Here is a 20451-nt window from a genome sequence, read left to right on the forward strand (position 1 = left end):
CGGGCCGCCGCGCGCAGCCGTACGAACCCACAGTTGGACGAATGCACAAGGCGAACCCGCAGGTCGCGGCCGCTCCCCGGCGGTTCGGCCGCTGGATCTCCCGCCCGGCTGCCCCTGTACTTGGCTGATGAACACCGCACCGCGCCCGCTGCTGGACCGCTTCGGCAGGGTCCACACCGACCTGCGGGTCTCGCTCACCGACCGATGCAACCTGCGCTGCACCTACTGCATGCCGGCCGAGGGCCTCGACTGGCTGCCCAAGGCCGAGGTGCTGAGCGACGACGAGGTGGTCCGGCTGGTACGGATCGCCGTGGAGCGGCTGGGCATCGCCTCGGTGCGGCTCACCGGCGGCGAACCGCTGCTGCGGCGCGGACTGCCGGAGTTGGTCGGGCGGATCACCGCGCTCGGCCCCGAGGTCTCGCTGACCACCAACGGCATCGGGCTGGCCCGGACGGCCGGTGCGCTGAAGCAGGCCGGGCTGCACCGGGTCAACGTCAGCCTGGACACCCTGCGCCCCGAGCGGTACGCCGAGATCACCCGCCGCGACCGGATCGCCGACGTCCTCGCGGGCCTGGCCGCCGCGCAGGCCGCCGGGCTCGCCCCGGTCAAGGTCAACGCGGTGCCGGTGCGCGGCGTCAACGACGACGAGATCCTCGACCTGGCCGGGTTCGCCGCCGCGCACGGCTACCGGATGCGGTTCATCGAGTCCATGCCGCTGGACGCGCAGGGTGCGTGGGACCGGGCGAAGATGATCACCGCCGACGAGATCCTGGCCGTGCTCTCCGCCCGCTGGGACCTCGTCCCGGTCGGCCGGCACGGGAACGCCCCCGCCGAGGAGTGGCGGATCGCCGGCACCGACACCGTGATCGGCGTGATCGCCTCCGTCACCCGCCCGTTCTGCGGCGGCTGCGACCGCGTCCGCCTCACCGCCGACGGCCAGCTGCGCAACTGCCTCTTCGCCACCGAGGAGTCCGACCTGCGCGTCCTGCTGCGCGGCGGGGCCGGCGACGACCGGATCGAGGAGGCCTGGCGCAACACCATCGCCCGCAAGGGCCCCGGGCACGACATCAACTCGGCCGGCTTCGTCCGTCCGGACCGGCCGATGTCCGCGATCGGCGGCTGATCCGGCACGGCCGGGGTCACGGCGTCCGCGCGGCCGGCCGGCGCGCGGCCCGGCCCATCAGGGCGAACCGCGCGCGGTAGGCGCGCGGGGTCATGCCGACCCGCTGGAGCAGGTGGCGGCGCAGGGAGTCGGGGGTGCCGAACCCGGTGCGGTCGGCGATCAGATCGACGGGATGGTCGGTGCTCTCCAGCAACTCGCGGGCCCGCTCGACCCGCTGGGCCAGCAGCCACTGCAGCGGTGTGGTGCCCGCCTCGGCCAGGAAACGGCGGTTGAGGGTGCGGACGCTGACGCCCGCGTGCGCGGCCAGCGCGGCCAGGGTGAGCGGCTCGTGCAGCCGCTCCTGGGCCCAGGCCCGGGTGGCGGCCAGTGACGTCCCGTCCGCCGCGGCCACCGGCGCCGGGAGGTACGGGGCCTGCCCGCCGTCCCGGGCCGCCGAGACCACCGCCAGCCGGGCCACCGCGTTGGCCACCGCGGCGCCGTGGTCGGAGCGCACCATGTGCAGGCAGAGGTCGATCCCCGCGGTCAGCCCCGCCGAGGTCAGCACCGGGCCGTCCTCCACGAACAGGGCCGGTTGCACCCGGACGGCCGGGAAGCGGTGGCCGAGCGCGCCGGCCTGGACCCAGTAGGTGGTGGCGCGGCGGCCGTCCAGCAGCCCGGCCTGGGCGAGGACGAACGCGCCGGCGCACATCGAGGCGACCCGCGCGCCCTTGTCCGCCGCCGAACGCAGCGCCGTCAGCACCCGTTCGTCCGCCTCGGCGCGCGCACCCGAGCCCGTCACCATCACGGTGTCGGCCCGTTCCAGCGCCTCCAGCCCGTGCGGGACGACCACCTGAAGGCTGCCGGTGGCCGCCACCGGGCCCGGCTCCATCGTGCAGACCGTCACCTCGTACGCCGGCTGCCCGTCCAACTCGGCGGCGCCGAAGACGATTTCGGGGATGGACAGGTCGAAGGTGGTCACCGGGGGGACGGCGAGCACCGCGATCCGGTGAATCCGCTCGGACGAGGGCATGGCCAGAACCTCCGGAAGCTTGGCAGCCGCGGCGCTGTTCCGTGACGGCGCCCGGTCGGACAGTGGAGCACGACGGCGCGCAGCCCGCGCCGCGAGGCCCATCCACTCTGCCAACCCGGAGCAGCGCCATGTCCTTCCACGTCGTCACCGGTGCCGGTTCCATCGGCACCGCCACTGCCCTTCGGCTCGCCCGGTCCGGAGAACGGGTCCGCCTGGTCACCCGGCGCGGTACCGGGCCCGAGCACCCCGGCATCGAGCGGATCGCCGCCGACGCCACCGACGCCGACGCGCTCGCCGCCCTCACCGAGGGCGCGACCGCGCTGATCAACTGTGCCGCGCCGGCGTACCACCGCTGGCCGCGGGAGTTCCCGCCGCTGGCCGCCGCGCTGCTGACCACCGCCGAACGGACCGGCGCCGGCTACGTGATGCTCGGCAACCTCTACGGCTACGGGCCGGTGGACGGCCGGTTCCACGAGGAGCTGCCGCTCGCCCCGACCAGCCGCAAGGGCACGGTGCGTGCCCGGCTCTGGGAGGACGCGCTGGCCGCGCACCGGGCGGGCCGGGTGCGCGCCACCGAGGTCCGGGCCAGCGACTTCCTCGGGCCGGGCGCCGGCTCGCTCTTCCAAGTGACGGTCGCCCCCGCCGTGGTGGCCGGCGATCCCGTCTCCTACCCCGCCGACCCGGACGCGCCGCACAGCTGGTCCTACACCGGTGACGTGGCCGCCACCCTGATCGCGGCGGCCCGCTCCGAGGCGGCCTGGGGCCGGGTCTGGCACGTCCCCAGCACCAGCGAGGCGTCCGCCCGGACGCTCGCCTCGGCGCTGGCCGGTGCGGCCGGCGCACCCGCGCCGAAGCTCACCGCGCTCTCGCCGGAGGAGCTCGCGAAGCTGGGCGAGGAGGACGAGATCCTCGCCGAGGTGGTGGAGATGGGCTACCTCTACTACCGCCCGCAGCTGCTCGACTCGGCCCGCACCGAGCGGGAGCTGGGCGTCTCGGCGACGCCGCTCGACGAGGTGCTCGCGGAGACGGCGCGCTCGCTGCGGGGGTGACGGGCGCCCGGCCGGTGCCGGGGTGCGGGCTTCGATCCGGTACGTGGACTTCGCACCGGATGCGCGATTCACGCTGGATGCGTGATTCACGACGGATGCCGGATTCGGGCCGGGACGTGAGCTTGGATCCGGGATGTGAGCTTCGATCGGGGATGTGAGCTTCGACATGCTCGAACGCCCTGCGCTGCGCCGCCTTGACGCGGTGGGGGGCGGCTGGTCTGCTGGTTCGCCGTCAGCCGCCCCCCCACCTCGGGAGTTCTCCGTGCCCGCCCGCCGCGCCGCCGTGTCCGCCGCCGTCCTCCTGATACCCGTCCTGGCGCTGGCCGGCTGCTCCGGCGCCGGGAAGACCTCCTCCGGCGCCGCCGCGCCGGCCGGTGGCGGGGGCACCAGCCCGCTGCAGAACCCCGACGGCACCAGGCCCGGCCTGGCGCCGCTCACCTCGCCCGAGGACCAGAAGGCCGGCCGAGACCTCATCGCCAGGGTCGCCACCGCCGCCGCCGGCCCGAAGGACGGCTACGACCGCAACGAGTTCGGCCCGGCCTGGACGGACAACGTGGACGGCGTCCCGGGCGGCCACAACAACTGCGACACCCGCAACGACCTGCTGGCCCGCGACGGCCGGGCGGTGGAGCGCAAGGACGGCTCGACCTGCGTGGTCACCGCGATGACCATCGACGACCCGTACACCGGCAAGACCGTCCAGTGGACGAAGCAGCAGGCCACGAGGATCCAGATCGACCACGTGATGCCGCTCTCCTACGATTGGCAGATGGGCGCGGCCAAGTGGGACAAGGGCAAGCGCGTGCAGATCGCCAACGACCCGCTCAACCTCATCCCGGCCGACGGCTCGCAGAACGCCTCCAAGGGCGACTCCGGCCCGGCCACCTGGCTGCCCGCCAACACGACGATCCGCTGCGCGTACGCGGTGCGGTTCGCCCAGGTGTCGCTGAAGTACCAACTGCCGGTCACCGAGGCCGACAAGAAGGCGATGCTCCAGCAGTGCGGCGGGTGAGGAAACGTTTCGCCAGCCTTTGTCCGCATTGCATCCCAGGTCCTCGCCGGCGATGTGACTCCTGTGATGACCGGGTGATATTCGTGTGCGGTGCATTCGATGATCACCCGGTTCTCACGGCGCGCGCTGCCCGCCGCCGTTGCCGCCGCCCTCCTGGCCGGCTGCACCAGTTCGGCCGGCTCCGGCGACGCGGCCTCCGGCACCACGTCGCCGGCCGCCACCCCGGCCACGACCACCGCGCCGCCCACCCCGACCACTACGCCCACCCCGACGCCGAAGCCGACCGGCGCGGCGGACCCGGCGCTCAAGCCGTTCTACGGCCAGCAGATCGCCTGGACGCCGTGCGCCGACGACCCGGCGACCGACAAGGTCGACGAGTCGGCCGTGCAGTGCGGCAAGCTCAAGGTGCCGCTGGACTACACGAACCCGGCCGGCGACACCCTGGAGGTCGCCGTCGTCCGCAACCCCGCCGCCAAGCAGGACCAGCGGGTCGGCTCCCTCCTGGTCAACCCCGGCGGGCCCGGCGGCTCCGGCGTCGGCATGGTCAAGCGCAACCCGAAGCAGTTCGACGGCCCGCTCCACGACCGCTTCGACACGATCGGCTTCGACCCGCGCGGCGTCGGCCTCACCACCCCGGTGAACTGCCTGGACGACGGCGCCCGGGACGAGTGGGTCACCACCGACACACCCGGTGACGCCCACGGCAAGGTCCTGGCCGACGCCTGCCAGGCCAAGTTCGGCAAGGTGCTGCCCTTCATCGGCACCCGCAACACCGCCCGCGACATGGACGTGCTGCGCGCCGCCCTCGGCGACCAGAAGCTCAACTACTTCGGGCTGTCGTACGGCACCTACCTCGGCAGCCTCTACGCCGAGGAGTTCCCGGACCGGGTCGGCCGGCTGGTGCTCGACGGCGCCGTCGACCCGTCCGTGCCACTGGCCCAGCACAACATCGCGCAGTACGCGGCCTTCGAGCACTCGCTGGAGGCCTTCGCCGCCAACTGCGCCACCAAGAGCAGCTGCCCGCTCGGCAAGGACCCGGGCGCGGCCGCCGGCAAGCTCGCCGACTTCCTCGACGGGCTCAAGGAGAAGCCGCTGACCACCGCGAGCGGGCGCAAGCTCACCGCCAACGCGGCCTGGACCGCCATGATCGACGGCCTCTACGGCGACGAGCAGGGCTGGGAGTCCCTGCGCAACGACGTCGGCTGGGCCATGGTCCGGGGCAAGGGCGACTACCTGCTCGCGCGCGCGGACGACTCGAACCACCGCGACAAGGACGGCCACTACAGCGTCTCCGCCGACGCCTACACCGCCATCCACTGCGCCGACGGCGGCACCGGGGTGCCGGTCGGCGACGACCTCAAGGCCGCGTACGCCGAGCTGGCGGCGAAGGCCCCGCTGCTCACCCGCCACGAGCCGAGCTTCGCGCTGTTCGACCCCGACTGCCGTTCCTGGCCGTTCCGTTCCGCCGAGAAGCCCCACCCGATCGCCTCGAAGAGCGACGCCACCATCGTCGTGGTCGGCTCGACCGGCGACGCGGCGACGCCCTACGCCTCGGCCGAGAAGCTCGCGGCCCAGCTCGGCAAGGCCGTACTCCTCACCCGCGAGGGTGAGGGCCACACCGGCTACGGCTGGAGCAAGTGCATCCGGACCTCGGTGGACGCCTTCCTGACGGACGGCACGGTGCCGGCCGCCGGGACGCGCTGCGCCAGCGACCCGGCCGGGTGACCGGCTGACGGCGAAGGGGCGCACCGCGGGACCGCCGCGGTGCGCCCCTTCGCCGTGCTCGGGAGCTTCGTCGTAGGTCAGGAGCTGGGAGCCTGCGTCAGGTCGTAGAACGTCGCGCCGCCCACCGTCTTCGCCGTGAAGTGGCTCGTCACCCAGGTCTCGATCTGTGCGGTCTGCGACTCCTGCGCCTCGCCGTCGGCGTTGGCGCCCATCGCGCGCCGGGAGCCGCCGCCGATGAACCAGTGCACCTTGCCCTCCTTCACGTACTGCTGGAAGGCGCTCAGGCTGAGCGACGGGTCGGTGCTGTTGAAGCCGCCGAGGGCCATCACGGGGACGCCGGAGGCGAGTTGGTAGCTGGCGGCGTTCTGCGAGCCGCTGGTCGCGGCGGCCCAGGTGTAGCGGTCGGCGTCCTGCTTGAGCGCGGCGGCGGCCTCGTCGCTCACCCGGGCGCCGTTCAGCAGGCCGCCCATGCCGCCGGGGGCCCCGCCCGTCCTGCCGCCGAACCCTCCAGCACCGCCGCGGCCGCCGTTGCCGTTGCCGTTGCCGGGCAGGCCGCCGCCGTTCGCGCCGCCCTGGCCGCCCGGCATCTGGCCGGCGGCACCGCCGGGTACGCCGCCCTGGGCACCGCCCGGTACGCCGCCCGGCACTCCGCCCTGGCCGGGCGTCATCTGCCGGCCGTTGAAGAAGAACTCGCCGTTGCCGCCGGGCGGAAGGCCGCGCATCCCGCCCGGGCCCATGCCCCGGCCGCCCGCGACCGCCGGGCCGGCCGTCACGATCGACCCGGTGTGCGGCGTGCTCACGGTGTCCACCGCGTACGCGGCCGGACCGCCGAGCGCCGCCGCCAGGCCCACCAGCCCGACGACCGTCGCGAGCCGCGCCGCCAGCCGCCCGGCCAGCAGCAGCGTCGCCGCCGCCGCGAGCCCGCCCACCAGCACCGCCCAGCGCAGCCACGGCAGGAACTGCGCGCTGCGTCCGAGCAGCACGTACGCCCAGACCGCCGTCACCGCCAGGGTGACCGCCAGCACCGCCGCGTACGGCAGCCGGTGCCGGGCCCGCCAGAGCCCGTCCACGCCCATGCCGACCAGCGCCGCGACCGCGGGGGCCAGCGCCACCGTGTAGTACTGGTGGAAGATGCCGGACATGAAGCTGAAGGTCAGTGCGGTGCAGAGCAGCCAGCCGCCCCAGACCAGGAACGCCGCGCGGGCGGTGTCCGTCCGGGCGTGGCGGCGAGTGGCCCACAGGGCGGTCAGCAGCAGGAGCAGCGCGGCCGGGATCAGCCAGGCGATCTGGCCGCCGATGTCCCCGTCGAACATCCGGGTGATGCCGGTCTCGCCCCAGCCGCCCATCGTCCGGCCGCCACCGGGCGGCGCCTCCGTGCCGGCCGGGAACCTGCCGCCGCCGCCCACGCTGCCGGTCTCGTTGCCGTTGAGGCGGCCGAGGCCGTTGTAGCCGAAGGTGAGCGAGAGGAAGCTGTTGTCCTGCGAACCGCCGACGTAGGGCCGGGACGACGCTGGCACCAGTTCGACGACGGCGACCCACCAGCCGCCCGCGACCACCATGGCCAGCCCGGCCGCCAGCAGCTGGCGCACCCGGCGCCAGAGCCCGGCCGGCGCGGCCACCAGGTAGACCAGCGCGAAGGCCGGGAGGACGAGGAAGGCCTGGAGCGTCTTGGTGAGGAAGGCCAGCCCGAACATCACCCCGGTGAACACCAGCCACCGGGTGCCGGCCGCCTCGATCGCGCGGACCAGCCCGTACGCGGCCAGCGTCAGCAGCAGTACCAGCAGCGCATCCGGGTTGTTGAAGCGGAACATCAGCGCCGCCACCGGGGTCAGCGCCAGGGTGGCGCCCGCCAGCAGGCCGCCGAGCGGGGAGAAGCGGCGGCGCACCGTCGCGTACAGGGTGGCCACGGTGGCGACCGCCATCAACGCCTGCGGGGCCAGCACCGACCAGGAGGAGAGGCCGAAGACCCGGGCGGCCAGCGCCATCGGCCAGAGCGAGAGCGGCGGCTTGTCGACGGTGATGAAGTTCCCGGCGTCGGAGGAGCCGTAGAAGAAGGCCTTCCAGCTCTGGCTGCCGGCCTGGGCGGCCGCCGAGTAGAACGAGTTGGCCCAGCCGGAGGCGCTCAGGCCCCAGAGGTAGAGGACGGCGGTCGCGGCCAGCAGGGCCAGCAGCGCGGGCCGTACCCAACGCGGGTCGTCCGCGCGGCCGCGCCAGGCGCGGGCCGGGAGTGTGCGCAGCCGGCCGGCCCAGGACGCCGGGCCCTTGGGGCCGACGGGCGGCAGCGGGAACGCGGGGAACAGCGGTCCGGCCGGCGGCGCCGCGTCCGAGAGTGCGTCAGGGGCCGGCTGCGGCACCTCCGGCGGCGGGTGGTTCGCGGCCTCGGGCCACGGTTCGCCGGCCGGCGGGGAGAAGCTGGTCGTGGTCATGGACCATACGCTCGGCCGTGCGGCTGAGAGGACCGTGAGACCCGGCTATGAGGGGCCTGTGATCCCCGCCGGAACCACCCGGACGGGTCAGCGGGACGGTCGGCGGACGGGTCGGCGGCCGGGGGCCGGGCGGTCGGGTGCCGGGCGGACGGGTCGACCGACGCGTGGCGGCCAGGCGGGCGGCCCGGGTGGTGGTCCTTCCGGGCGGCCCGGGGGCTCAGGCCGGCTGGGGCATCGTCAGGTGCTTGCCCAGCCACTCCAGCGCCGGGGGGATCTCCCGGGTCCAGGTGTGGAAGTTGTGCCCGCCGGTGTCCAGGGTGATGGTGGAGAGCTTGGTCGGCGCCTTGAACGACTTCACCATCTCCTGGGTGGCGGCGTAGTTGTTCTCGTCGTGGGCGGTGCCCAGCAGCAGTGCGACGGGTGCGGCCGGCTTGTTGTGCAGCCGCCACAGCAGGTCGTTCTCCTGCTTCAGCTGCCCGTTGCCGGCGAAGAGGTCGCCGGTGGTCTCGTCGATCGGCGCGGTGTAGTAGCCGGAGAGCGAGACGGCGGCCGGGTACGAGTCCGGCTTGCGCAGCGCGAACTTGAGCGCGCAGTAGCCACCGGTCGAGTTGCCGATCACGGCCCGGTTGGACGGGTCGCTGCCGAGCCGGTAGGTGGTGGCGAGCGCCTTGGGCAGGTCACTGGTGAAGAAGGTCTCCACCTGCGGGCCGTTCGGGACGTCCACGCACTCGGTGTCCCGGTTGTTGACGAGGGTCGGGCGCAGCATCACCAGGACGGTCGGCGGAAGCTTCTTCTGGTCGATCGCCTCCAGGGTGGAGGCGGGGTACTGCATCAGCGAGATCAGCTTCTCCGGCGTACCGGGGTACCCGGCCAGGACCAGGGCCATGGGGAACTTCCGCTGCGCGTACTCGGGCTGGAAGTACTGCGGCGGCAGATAGACGAAGCCGTCGGTGCTCAGACCGCTGGCGGCTCCTTTGACGGCGACCTTGTGGATCAGGCCGACGCGCTCCGGGTTCGAGCCCTGCTCCGCGTAGAACTTCTGCTCGCCGGTGATGGCGACGGCGGCGTTCGGCTGGTGGTCGACGACCGTGCCGGGACCGCCGTTGGTGCCGAGCAGGTCGGTCCAGGAGCTGTAGAAGCCGAAGTAGCCGTTGGCGATCAGGCCCATCGCGACCAGTACCGAGATCTGGGTGGCGAGGAAGGCGCCGATCCGCCCGAGCCAGGCCTTCCAGCTGCGGCCGCCGAGTCTCGGCCAGAGCCACATCGTGGCGGCGAACGCGCAGATCGCGACGACGGAGGCGATGATCTGGAGGGGGAGTCCCGTAAGCCTGAGCACGTGCCTGATCGTAGTTGACCGTGACAGTCGCTCTGCGCGCCCCCGTGTACGCCCCTTCTGTGCTTCCGTGCGCCCCTTGTGCGCCCTGTTGACCGCGTCCCCCGGGGTCGGGATCATGTCCGCGGGGAGTGCACAGAGCGTGCACGAGAGATCACCGTGCATGAGTGGTCGCGGCGATCACGGCGTGCACGGGGATCGCAGGGATCACAGGGATCACACCGGGGGAGCGGCATGAAGTCCTTCACCAAGGCCGGCCTGGCGGCCGGCGCCACACTGTTGCTGGCAGCGTGCTCCGGCGGGGGGTCGGGAGGCACGGACGGGTTCGGCCTGAAGCCTGGGAAGACCGACGCGGCCTCCACGACCGCGAGTCCGACCCGCACGCCGACTCCGACTCCGACCCCGACCCGGCCGCCGTACGGTCCGGTGCTGGCGGGCTACATCGACCCGGTCAACACCGCGCTCGGCAAGCTCAACGCGTCCGCGAGCCTCGACGCCTTCTCCACCGCCCTCCAGGAGGCGGCCACCGCCGCCACCAAGGCGGGCAGCGGGCTCGGCTACGCGGACGAGCCGGCCACCGTCACCACCGCCCGCCGCCAGCTGGTGGTGGCCCTCGGCCAGCTCTCCACCGACCTGACCAAGGTGCGCAACGACATCAGGAAGAAGAACGTCTGCGCCACCACCTCCGCCTTCGCCGAGGTCGGCCAGTCCGAGGGTCTGAAGGCGGTGCCCGCCGCCCTCGCCCAGATGAACGCCGCCGGCTACCCCACCACCTTCAACGTCCCGCAGACCCCGCAGCTCCAGACCCGCAGCCAGGAGAACGGCACCCTGGTCCGCGAGGGCCGGCTGAACGGCTCGGGCGTCCTCAACGTGGACAACGGCGGCAGCTCGGACGCGGTGGTCTCGCTCGCGCAGAACGGCAAGTCGATCCACTCGGTGTACGTCGGCAAGGGCAAGAAGGCGTCCATCGAGGGCGTCGAGGACGGCACCTACGACGTCTACTTCGCCGGTGGCGTCGACTGGGACCCGTCGCTCAAGGCGTTCACCCAGAGCTGCGACTTCAGCAAGTTCGACGACACCATGGCCTTCGAGACGGGCCGCACCTACACCTCGTGGTCGATCACGCTCCAGCCGACGGTCGGCGGCAACGCCAAGACCAGTGACGTCGACGAGGACAAGTTCCCGGAGCCGTAGGCCGGCTCGTGACGTCGGGACGCCGTGACGCCGTGACGTGGTGGTGGCGCCGTGGGCCGGGAGCGGCCGACGGCGCCACCACCGTTATCCGGGCGGCCCTCGCCGCGGCGACTGCCGGGGGGGCGCGCGTTTGGCGGCAGGTAGTACGAAATCGTATAGTTCGGAATCGTGAAGTCCGATTCCGGTTCGTCCGATTCCGTGCCGTCCGAGTGGTCGGCCCTGCTCGCGCTGCAGCGGGCCACCCATGCCACGCTCCAGGTGCTCGCCGCCGAGCTGGTCGACCTGGACCTGAACCCCTCCGAGATCAACGCGCTGGCCAACCTGGCCGACGGTCGCGGCCGTACCGTGTCCGAGCTCGGTGCGGCCGTGGGTACCCGCCCGACCACGCTGACCAGCATCCTCGACCGGCTGGAGCGGCGCGGCCACATCACCCGCGGCACCCGCCCGGGGGACCGTCGCGCGGTGCTCATCGAACTCACCCCCTCCGGCCGGGTGGCCGCCGACACGATCCGGCAGGCCATCACCGGCCTGGAGCGTCGCGCGCTCGCCGGACTGCCGGCCGACGCCATCACCGGTCTTCGTGCCGCCCTGCAAGCTCTGACCGAGGTGCCCTCATGACCGCCCAGCCCCTGCACGACTCCACCACGACCGAAGGGCCGGCGGCCGACTTCGGCACGCTGCTGGCCGAGGTGACCGCGGCCGCCGGGCGGTTCGGCCACCGTGAGCACGTCCACCTCACCTGGCTGGCCGTGCGGGCGGTCGGCGTCCCCGCGGCGGTCTCCCTGGTCGGCGACGGCATCCTGCGCACCGCCACCAAGGCGGGCGTGCCGCAGAAGTACCACGCGACCGTCACCCGGGCCTGGGTGGAGCTGGTCGGCCACCACGCGGCGGAACACGGCGGGGACGACTTCGCGGACTTCGCCGACCGTCACCCCGACCTGCTCGACAAGGACCTGCCGGCCCGCTACTACCGTGCGGCCACCCTGGACTCCCCGGAGGCGAAGGCCGGCTGGGTCGAGCCCGACCTCGCCCCCTTCCCCTGGCGACGGGACGCCGCTTCCGCCTAGCCTGTCCGGTCGTCCGGTCGTCCGGTCGTCCGGTCGTCCGGCTGTCCGCGGCCTTCTGCCTACTTGCCGAAGCGGCGCTCCCGGCCCGCGTAGGAGCGCAGGGCACGGAGGAAGTCGACACGGCGGAAGGCGGGCCAGTAGCAGTCCACCCAGTGCATCTCGGCGTAGGCGGACTGCCAGAGCAGGAAGCCCGAGAGCCGCTGCTCGCCCGAGGTGCGGATGATGAAGTCGGTGCGGTCGGCCGTCGGCGAGTGCGAGTAGAGGTGCCGGGAGATGTCCTCGACGTCGAACCGCTCGACCAGCTCGACCGGGTCGCCGCCGGCCGCGATGTGCTCCCCGAAGGCGCTCTTCACCGCGTCGACGATCTCCCGGCGGCCGCCGTAGCCCACGGCCACGTCGACCTTCAGCCCGCCGCGCCCGGCCGTCGCCGCGGCGGCCTCCTTCAGCGTCCGGGCGCTGTCGCCGGGCAGCAGGTCCAGCGAGCCGATGACCTGGACCTCCCAGGGGCGGCCCGGTGCGGAGATGGCCCGGACGGTCTCCTCGATGACCGAGATGAGCGGCCCGAGCTCGTCCGCCGGGCGGCCGAGGTTGTCGTCGGACAGCATGAACAGCGTCACGTGCCCGATGCCCGCCGCCGTGCACCAGCCCAGGAACTCCCCGGCCTTCGCCCCGCCCGCCCGGTAACCCTCCCGGACGTCCTCGTGCCCGGCCTGCCGGGCCCAGCGGCGGTTCCCGTCCAGCATGATCCCGACGTGCTGCGGGCGCGGGAGCCCGACCAGCGTGGCGGCCAGGCGGCGCTCGTACACCGCCTCCATCGGCCGGCGGAGCACCAGCGGCAGCAGCCTCATGAACCGTCTCCATCCTCGTGCGACATCCGGTCGACGGTACCAGCGCTCCGCCCGATCCCCTTGCCACGACGGGTAGATGATGATCACGGTGGTGCGCGGGGGCGCCGGCCCGCCCCCGCGCGCCGGCGTCGGGACCGCTGCGCCTACAGGTACGTCTGCAGCGCCGCGTACACCCGCCGCCAGGCGTCCGCACCGGCCTCCGGGTCGTAGTCGGCGGGGCGGTCGGAGCACGCGAAGCCGTGGTTGGCGGCGGGGTACGTGACGAGGTCGTGCGCGACCTTGGCCTCGGTCAGGCGCTGCCCGGCCTGCTCCCACTCCTCGGCGGGGATGATGTGGTCCAGCTCACCGCGGAAGCCGAGCAGGAACACGCCGTTGGCGGCGATCCGCTCACTCGTCTCCAAGGGCGGGACCGGGCCGACCAGCGGGAAGCCGCTGTTGAGGAGCCAGCCCGGGTAGAAGACGGCGGCGAGTTCGAAGCGGAGCTCGGTGGCCGCGCGCACCGCGATGTGCCCGCCCATGCTGAGCCCGATGAAGGCGACGCCGCGGCCGCCGGCCTCGGCCCGGGCGGCCGCGAGTGCGGCGGCCGCGTCCGCGACCAGCTCGTCGCGGTCGAGCGCGCGCATCAGCACCAGCCCGGACTCGCGTTCCTCCGCCGTGTAGCCGAGTTCGGTACGCCGGGCGTTGCGCCAGTAGTAGTCGGGTGCGATGGCGACGTACCCGGCCGCCGCCAGTTCGGCGCAGGTGTCGCGGACGTAGGTGTTCACGCCGTAGAGCTCGGAGCAGACGACGACGGCGCCGCGGACCTCGCCGTCCTCGGGGTGGTGGACGTAGGCCTCGATGCCGTCCGGTTCGCCGAGCGTCGTCCAGTGACCGGCCATCAGTTCCCCCGTGTGGCTTGCGGAAATGTTCCGCCCGCATCCTAGACGCCGCCACGGGCGGGTGAGGGGCGGCGGGGCCGTCCGGGTGGCCGGCGGGGGACGGGCGAGCGGAATCCGGTCGGACGAGTTCTGCCGGCATGGTTGACGCATTGAGGTGGTCATGGCACTTTCGTGCGGCGCGGGCGTCCGCAACCGGTCGTACGCCCCGCAATCCCCCACAAGGAGAGCCATGTTGAAGAGACTTGCCGCCGTCGTCGGCGCGAGTGCAGTCGTCGCAGGTGGGCTCACCCTGGCCGCCACCCCCGCACAGGCGGTCCAGGCCGGTGACCTGACGTCCACCATCGCACTGAGCAACTGTTCGGCCTCGCTGGTCCGTTACCCCTCCTCGGTCGACACCGACCGGGCCATGATGCTCACCAACGGCCACTGCCTGCCGACGATGCCGGCCGCCGGCGTGGTCATCCAGAACCAGAGCGCCAGCCGCAGCGGCACCCTGCTCAGCTCGTCCGGCTCCTCGCTCGGCACCGTCCAGGCGGACAAGGTGCTGTACGCGACGATGACCGGCACCGACGTCGCCCTGTACCAACTCACCGACACCTTCGGCTCGGTGACCAGCAAGTACGGCGCCACCGCCCTCACCATCAGCGACACCCACCCGGCCGACGGCTCGGCGATGTACATACCCTCGTCGTACTGGAAGCAGGTGTGGGACTGCTCGATCAACGGCTTCGTCCCCACCCTGCGCGAGGACGCGTGGACCTGGCACGACTCGATCCGCTACAGCTCCGGCTGCAACACCACGCACGGCACGTCCGGTTCGCCGATCGTCGACGCCGCGACCAAGAAGATCGTCGGCATCAACAACACCGGCAACGACGACGGTGCGATGTGCACCCTCAACAACCCGTGCGAGGTGGCGGCCGACGGCACCACCACCGTCACCAAGGGCCAGAGCTACGGTGAGCAGACCTACTGGTTCACCACCTGCCTCGGCAACGGCCGCGTCATCGACCTCAACGTCAGCGGCTGCCTGCTCACCAAGCCGGCCGGCAGCGGCGCCGTCTCGGTCACCAACCCGGGCCCCCAGTCCACCGGGCTGAACGCTCCGGTCAACCTCCAGATCTCGGCGAGCGGCGGCACCGCACCGCTCACCTACTCGGCCGCCGGGCTGCCGGCCGGGCTCTCGATCAACGCGTCCACCGGCCTGATCACCGGCACGGCGACGACGGCGGGCACGTCCACCGTGACGGTCACGGTCAAGGACTCGGCCGGCAAGACCGCCACGACGAGCTTCAGTTGGACGATCAGCCGGGGCGACGGCTGCATCCCGACGCAGCTGCTCGGCAACGCGGGCTTCGAGACCGGCTCCGCCGCCCCGTGGACCGCCTCCAGCGGCGTGGTCGACAACAGCGCCTCGCAGGCCGCCCACGGCGGTTCCTGGAAGGCCTGGATGAACGGCTACGGCTCCACCCACTCGGACAACCTGTCCCAGACGGTGACCATCCCGACCGGCTGCAAGGCCTCGCTGAGCTTCTACCTGCACATCGACACCGCCGAGTCCGGCTCCACCCAGTACGACAAGCTGGCCGTCACGGTCAACGGCACCGCGCTGAAGACCTACTCCAACGTGGACGCGGCCGCCGGCTACCAGCTGCGCACCTTCGACCTCTCCGCGTACGCGGGCCAGTCGGTGACGGTCAAGTTCGCCGGCACCGAGGACTCCTCGCTGCAGACCAGCTTCGTCATCGACGACACGTCGATCGCCACCAGCTGACGCCTGTGCGATAACCCTCCTGTGGCCGCCCGGTCCTTGACCGGGCGGCCATTCGCGTTGCGTATCCGAATCCTCGGGTCGGCATGCACGCGTGGCAGCGCTCGGAATGATGTCGTCCGCATACTGATCTCGCGGTCGAGCCTCAAGAAGCGCTCAACTGTCGTGCGGGTGGCGAGTATTCGTGGAAGGCTTCCGAATCGACGGAGCGTACGGGTCGTCCCTGTCGGCGCTCTGCGGACGACTGTCAGGAATTCCTTGCATCGGTATCGGCAAGCTTGCATTCGGTGCCCGGGTGACCGCCTGGCCGGTCCCTGTATTTGCGCTCGAATTGGGGTGGGGGAATGGTTGACCTGGATTTTGAACGGCGGATCAATCCGTGGCTGTTCGACAGCTCCGGGAACCTGACGGAGGCGGCGAAGAAGCAGTTCCCGGACCTCGCGTCCGCCGCGTCCGGGGCGCCGGCACCCGGGTGGACGCCGACCGTGCAGGCCACTCCGGGCCCGGCCGGTGCGGCTGGTGCGTCCGGTGCGGTGGTGAAGGTCAGCCCGGACGCTCTCCGCCGGGCGGCGGGCAATGTCGGCACCTTGCAGACGAAGTTCTCGCAGGCCTGCAAGAAGCCCTTCGACCGGGTGAACGAGGCCACCGAGGATCTACCGCGCAGCTGGGCGCTGGTGGGGGCGCTGGGTACGGCCCGGGACGTCTGGAACGCGCAGGTCCAGTCGCTGACCGACACGTTCGGGAGAATCGGCGAAAATCTGGGCGCCAATGCCGAATCCTATGCTCGCGCCGAACAGCTGAACGCACAGAACTTCGGAAAGAACTGAGGCCCGGGAATGGTGGAGTTCAGTGACCTGAGGCATGCCCCGGTCTCCGGGATCGACCGGATGGCCGGTGCATTCGAATCACTGGTCCGCGGTTGGGAGTTATCCTCCGAACTGACCGGCGATGTCATCACGCCCCTCCAGGGTTCGGGCTGGCGCGGCCCGGCGGCAGAACAGGCGGCCGGCGCCATCGCGAAGGTCCGCACCGAGATCGACGCGGCCTTCGAGGAGGCCAGCGGCCTCGCCAAGGCTCTGCGCGACGCGCACACGGAACTCGCCGGCGCCCAGGCCGACCTGAAAGCGGCGGTTCAGTCCGCCACTGACCACGGGATGACGGTGGACGACAGTGGCAGTGTCCACTGGCCGCCGGCAACGAGCACGGCGGACAAGAACGATCCGGACTACGCCAACACCTATCGGCAGAAGGCGTCGGGCGTCGCCGACGCGATCGCCAAGGCACTGGCCCGCGCCGCTGCGGCCGATTCCGCCGCGGCGGTGGCCCTCGCGGCGGACACCGGCATCAACCGTGCTTCCTTCCGCGGGGCGCCCGGCACCCGGCTGCCCGAGGAGGCGGCGAGGGAGGCGGCCGGCATTCTGCAGCTGGCCGGCAACGCCAGCGACGCCCAGCTCGCGCACCTCAACCAGCTGCTGAAGGACCACGCCGGGGATCCCGCCTTCGCCACGGCGTTCTACGGGTCGCTGGGGCCGGACGGATTCCTGGCCTCGTACGGCAAGTTGGCCGCTGCCTCCGCCAAGCAGGGCGGCGGCCGACCCCAGGTGATCGCCGACCTCCAGGCCAGGCTGGGTACCGCCCTCGCCACCGCGACCAACTCCCGCAACGAGCCGCACCTCTCCGACGAATGGGAGGCCGGCCTCCGCAAGGCGGGAAGTACCCGCGTCGCCATCTGGCCGGACGGTCAGCCCGGCGGCAGCGCGCAACCGTTCGGGTACCAGATCCTCACGAACATCCTGCGCACCGGAACGTACGACCCGCACTTCCTCAACCCGATCGCCGAGCACGTCACGCAGCTCAGCGAGCGGCAGGGCTTCTGGACCTCCGACCAGTGGAACGCGGCGGAGTTCTCCCAGTACCGGTTCCTTGGCACCCAGCAGGGAGGGTTCAACCCGATGGTCGGCGTCCTGGAGGCCCTCGGGCACAATCCCGACGCGGCCACGAGCTATTTTCACGATCCGGCGACCCTCTACAACCTTGACGGGACGGTCGCTGCCGTCGGTCAGGCCAACAAGTACCTCGACGCGCTGACAACCGCCGGCTGGAACTCCCCGCTCCAGGACGTCTGGCCGGGACACAGTGCGCCCATGGGGCATGCGGAGCCGCTGGAGGCCGCTGCCCTGGGCCACGCCCTGGAGGCGGCCACCACCGGCCGTGCGCACGACTCGGCCGACGCACCACTGCCGCCGCACACGCCCGAGATGGCCGCGGTGATGAAGAGCGTGGTGGACCGCTTCGGCAGCGGCGACGGCCCCGGGCTGCTCGCCAAGGGTGGGTTGTTCGCCGGCCTGAACGGCGGTCTCGGCCACATGACGGCCGCCTACATGGGTGATGTGCAGGCGTCGTTGAGCCCGCACGACACGACGCTGACCACCTACGGCACGAAGGCCGACCTCGACCGGGCGAACACCGAAAAGCTACTGGAGGCCCTTGGCCACCACCCCGACGCCTACGGTGCGATCGCCCAGGCTCAGCAGGCGTACAGCACGGCGCACATCCAGGACATCATGCAGCACCGGGAACAGTACAAGGACCTCTTCGGCGCGGCCGTCCAGAACGCTGCTCGCCCGGGTGGTGTGGTGGCCGGCATCCTCACCGCGGGCATGACGGACGAGGTCTACGTTCAGAAGCAGGCCGAGGCGACCGCGTACAACGACGCGATCGACCACAACGCCATCTGGGCCAAGACGATCTGGGCAGTCACCGGGGGAGCGGTGCTCGGCGCCATTCCTGTGGTCGGTGGTGGGATGTCGTACCCGGTGAACGGCTTGATCGACAGCGTCGCGGCTGGCTACCAGGTCACCCCGCAGGCGAGTGACGATGCGACAAAGGCCCATGACGCAGGACAGTCCGCAGCCGCCGCGGCGGCTGCGGCCGCTGTAAAGAAGGCCGGACAGGGTGCGGGTCTGGAGCAGCCGTACCTCGACACGCTGGCCACGTCGGCCGCCAACTCGGTGCTGACCGGTCACACCAGCGGCGAGAACGTCTCCAAGGAAGCGATCCATGGCTGACCGCCACCACCGCCGCCCTCGTGCGCGGCTCGTCGTCGGGTCGTTGGTGTGCGTCCTCGCCCTGGCGGGCAGTTACCTGTGGTGGTCGTCGTCACAGGATCCGTTGAAGCTGCCGGCGAGTGCGTGCTGGTCACTGCTCGACCGGAACGACCTGCGGCCGTTGGCAGCCAAGGCTCAGGGAACGTTCGCCGTTCATTACACAAAGGACGGTTTCCATTCGATCGGTCAGCAGGCCACTATCCAGCCTGGCGAACGGACTCAGTACTGCGCCGTGTCGCGGGACTCCGAGCACTACGAGTCGCTGCTGGACGTCACGGTCCACCGCATCAACAGGCTCGACTACCGCAACATTTACGAGGAGGAACCCTCCCCGGATCACCGGGCCAAATGGGCGCGACTGGACCTTGGACCGGACGTCAAGGGACTGTGGGGGATGAAGGAGCAGGTGCAGGTGGCCTTCCGATGCGACAGCCCGGCCAACGTGGATCCGGGGTACCCGTACCTGGAGGTCATGGTCGGCGCGTGGTCCGAGCAGGTCGACCCCAAGCAGGCGTCGGTTCACCAGGCCCGGCTGGACATCGCTCTGAAGGTGGCCAGGGCTGCCGCCGCGGCACGACCCTGTCAAAATCCTGTGGCCTTCCCGTCGGCGGATGTCGCCAGGAAGGTTCTGGAGACGGCATTTCAGGGAACCGCGATGACCCAGGCCGGCTCCGGCGCTCCGAGCACCCAAGCGGCGGGTGATCGCTGATGCAGATGGTCCGGCGCGCCCGAGGCGCGCCGGACCGTTTCTCTCGGTGGGGCGTCAGAGCAGGTCGAAGTCGAACTCGCCGTTGGCGACTGCGGCGATGAAGGCGGCGTGCGCGGAGGCTGTGAGGGCGAGAGCGGGCCCGGAAGCGTCCTTGGAGTCGCGAACGTACGTGACCGCGCCTCCGGGGGTGGCGAACTCGACGCAGTCGGCAGAATCGTTGCTTCTGGACGACTTGCGCCAGATCACGTTCAGTGCGGTCGAGTCGGGATGGAACGTCATGTGATCTTGTCCCTCTGATCGGTGATGATGGCGAGCGAGTCGTCGAGGCCGAGGGCATCGGCTCGAATGGCGTCGAACTTCGCTCCGTACATGTCCACGCCGGTGGCGTCCTCGACCCAGAGGTTGCTCAACGTGCCGTCGACCAGCACCACGTCGAGGTCCTGCCGTTGTGGAAAACCGAGGATCGTGAACGCGCCGCCCATTCCATGATGGGCAGGCGCACCGATCGGCATCACCTGGATGTTGATGTTCGGCCGGGCGGCGCGGTCGAGCAGCCGTGTCAGCTGCTCGGCCATGACACCCGGGCCGCCGACGCCCGCGCGGATGGCTGCTTCATGGATGACGGCCCAGAGCGTGATCGGCTCGGATCTCGTCAGAGCGCCTTGACGCGCCATTCGAACGTCGACCAACGCTTCGACGTTGACTTCGGGACGCATGTTGAGCTTCTTGATGATCTCGCGCGCATAGGCAGGCGTTTGGAACAATCCGGGGATGAAGGCGCCTTGGTAGGTGCGGATCGATGAGGCCGCGGCCTCCAGCGTGATCAGGTCGCCGAGCTCCGGGCTGATGTGGGCACCGTAGCTCTGCCACCACATGCCGCGCTGTGCTCCGTTCTTGGCGAGATCGACCAGGGTGGAGATCAGGTCGGTGTCCGCGCAGTTGTAGAGCGTCAGGAGCTTCTTGACGTCGTCGACCTTGGTGGCGCCTCTGCCGTTCTCAATGCGGGACAGCTTGGGCTGGCTCATGCCGCTCAGCGCTTCGGAGACTTCCTCGTGCGAGAGGCCGGCTTCCTCTCGTCTACGACGCAGCTCCGCGCCGAGTTGCCTCCGCCGAACCGTTGGACCTGTTGCTGCGGCCATCCCCGCCCTCTCTTGCTTTTCGGGGGCGAGCCGCCGGTCACACGGCGCCGAACTCCCCGGC

General features: G+C 71.6%; 18 protein-coding genes. 11 read left to right on the forward strand and 7 right to left on the reverse strand.

The annotated features are described in order from the left end of the window. Positions 1–127 precede the first annotated feature (127 nt). Positions 128–1123, forward strand: coding sequence for a GTP 3',8-cyclase MoaA (gene moaA / locus C2142_RS28980; RefSeq protein ID WP_148645666.1), 996 nt, complete (start codon positions 128–130; stop codon positions 1121–1123). Between the two features lie 16 nt (positions 1124–1139). Here the strand turns inward: moaA and C2142_RS28985 are convergent, their stop codons facing one another. After that, positions 1140–2132, reverse strand: coding sequence for a helix-turn-helix domain-containing protein (locus tag C2142_RS28985; protein ID WP_148645667.1), 993 nt, complete (start codon positions 2130–2132; stop codon positions 1140–1142). 128 nt (positions 2133–2260) lie between these two features. Between C2142_RS28985 and C2142_RS28990 the strand changes: the two genes are divergently transcribed. From C2142_RS28990 to C2142_RS29000, 3 genes are all read left to right on the forward strand, one after another. Beyond that, the gene (locus tag C2142_RS28990; protein WP_148645668.1) at positions 2261–3181 is read left to right on the forward strand and encodes an NAD-dependent epimerase/dehydratase family protein; all 921 of its coding nucleotides are present in this window, start codon (positions 2261–2263) and stop codon (positions 3179–3181) included. Positions 3182–3443: 262 nt separating this feature from the next. Further along, positions 3444–4193, forward strand: a complete 750-nt coding sequence (locus C2142_RS28995) for an HNH endonuclease family protein (protein ID WP_241002838.1) — start codon at positions 3444–3446, stop codon at positions 4191–4193. A gap of 99 nt (positions 4194–4292) precedes the next feature. After that, entirely contained in the window at positions 4293–5918 is a 1626-nt protein-coding gene (locus C2142_RS29000) for an alpha/beta hydrolase (protein ID WP_148645669.1), read from the forward strand. Positions 5919–5995: 77 nt separating this feature from the next. Here C2142_RS29000 and C2142_RS29005 read toward each other — a convergent pair whose 3' ends face one another. Beyond that, positions 5996–8344: a glycosyltransferase family 39 protein gene (locus C2142_RS29005; RefSeq protein ID WP_148645670.1), complete on the reverse strand. Its 2349-nt coding sequence runs from the start codon at positions 8342–8344 to the stop codon at positions 5996–5998. Positions 8345–8561: 217 nt separating this feature from the next. Beyond that, a complete protein-coding gene (locus C2142_RS29010; protein WP_148645671.1) occupies positions 8562–9680 on the reverse strand; it encodes an alpha/beta hydrolase-fold protein in 1119 nt (372 codons plus the stop codon). A gap of 231 nt (positions 9681–9911) precedes the next feature. Here C2142_RS29010 and C2142_RS29015 point away from each other — a divergent pair, with 231 nt between their 5' ends. From C2142_RS29015 to C2142_RS29025, 3 genes are all read left to right on the forward strand, one after another. Further along, the gene (locus C2142_RS29015) at positions 9912–10871 is read left to right on the forward strand and encodes a hypothetical protein (protein ID WP_148645672.1); all 960 of its coding nucleotides are present in this window, start codon (positions 9912–9914) and stop codon (positions 10869–10871) included. 168 nt (positions 10872–11039) lie between these two features. After that, complete coding sequence (locus tag C2142_RS29020) at positions 11040–11489, forward strand: MarR family transcriptional regulator (protein ID WP_206671032.1); 450 nt, start codon at positions 11040–11042, stop codon at positions 11487–11489. After that, on the forward strand, positions 11486–11938 hold the full coding sequence (locus C2142_RS29025; RefSeq protein ID WP_148645673.1) for a hypothetical protein: 453 nt from the start codon (positions 11486–11488) through the stop codon (positions 11936–11938). Before C2142_RS29020 ends, C2142_RS29025 begins: the two co-directional genes overlap by 4 nt. Before the next feature lie 59 nt (positions 11939–11997). On the opposite strand, the gene C2142_RS29030 is transcribed toward C2142_RS29025, so the two are convergent. Both C2142_RS29030 and C2142_RS29035 read right to left on the reverse strand, forming a co-directional pair. Next, entirely contained in the window at positions 11998–12777 is a 780-nt protein-coding gene (locus C2142_RS29030) for an isoprenyl transferase (protein ID WP_277347345.1), read from the reverse strand. 152 nt (positions 12778–12929) lie between these two features. Further along, positions 12930–13664, reverse strand: a complete 735-nt coding sequence (locus C2142_RS29035; RefSeq protein WP_162002564.1) for a dienelactone hydrolase family protein — start codon at positions 13662–13664, stop codon at positions 12930–12932. A 229-nt stretch (positions 13665–13893) separates the two neighbouring features. On the opposite strand from C2142_RS29035, the gene C2142_RS42035 reads away from it, so the two are divergent. From C2142_RS42035 to C2142_RS29055, 4 genes are all read left to right on the forward strand, one after another. Then, positions 13894–15438: a putative Ig domain-containing protein gene (locus tag C2142_RS42035; protein ID WP_148645676.1), complete on the forward strand. Its 1545-nt coding sequence runs from the start codon at positions 13894–13896 to the stop codon at positions 15436–15438. 341 nt (positions 15439–15779) lie between these two features. Next, positions 15780–16262 carry a hypothetical protein gene (locus tag C2142_RS29045; RefSeq protein ID WP_148645677.1) on the forward strand — a complete coding sequence of 161 codons (483 nt, stop codon included), beginning with the start codon at positions 15780–15782 and terminating at the stop codon, positions 16260–16262. 60 nt (positions 16263–16322) lie between these two features. Then, positions 16323–18503, forward strand: a complete 2181-nt coding sequence (locus C2142_RS29050) for a DUF6571 family protein (RefSeq protein WP_148645678.1) — start codon at positions 16323–16325, stop codon at positions 18501–18503. Next, the gene (locus C2142_RS29055) at positions 18496–19251 is read left to right on the forward strand and encodes a hypothetical protein (protein WP_148645679.1); all 756 of its coding nucleotides are present in this window, start codon (positions 18496–18498) and stop codon (positions 19249–19251) included. The genes C2142_RS29050 and C2142_RS29055 overlap by 8 nt, the downstream gene beginning before the upstream one ends. Positions 19252–19305: 54 nt before the next feature. Here C2142_RS29055 and C2142_RS29060 read toward each other — a convergent pair whose 3' ends face one another. After that, positions 19306–19530: a DUF397 domain-containing protein gene (locus tag C2142_RS29060; RefSeq protein WP_206671033.1), complete on the reverse strand. Its 225-nt coding sequence runs from the start codon at positions 19528–19530 to the stop codon at positions 19306–19308. Further along, positions 19527–20390 (reverse strand): helix-turn-helix transcriptional regulator, encoded by an 864-nt coding sequence (locus C2142_RS29065; protein ID WP_148645680.1) that lies wholly within the window; start codon positions 20388–20390, stop codon positions 19527–19529. Before C2142_RS29065 ends, C2142_RS29060 begins: the two co-directional genes overlap by 4 nt. Positions 20391–20451 lie beyond the last annotated feature (61 nt).

The sequence above is a fragment of the Streptomyces sp. CB01881 genome (assembly GCF_002953255.1).
Classification (GTDB): domain Bacteria; phylum Actinomycetota; class Actinomycetes; order Streptomycetales; family Streptomycetaceae; genus Kitasatospora.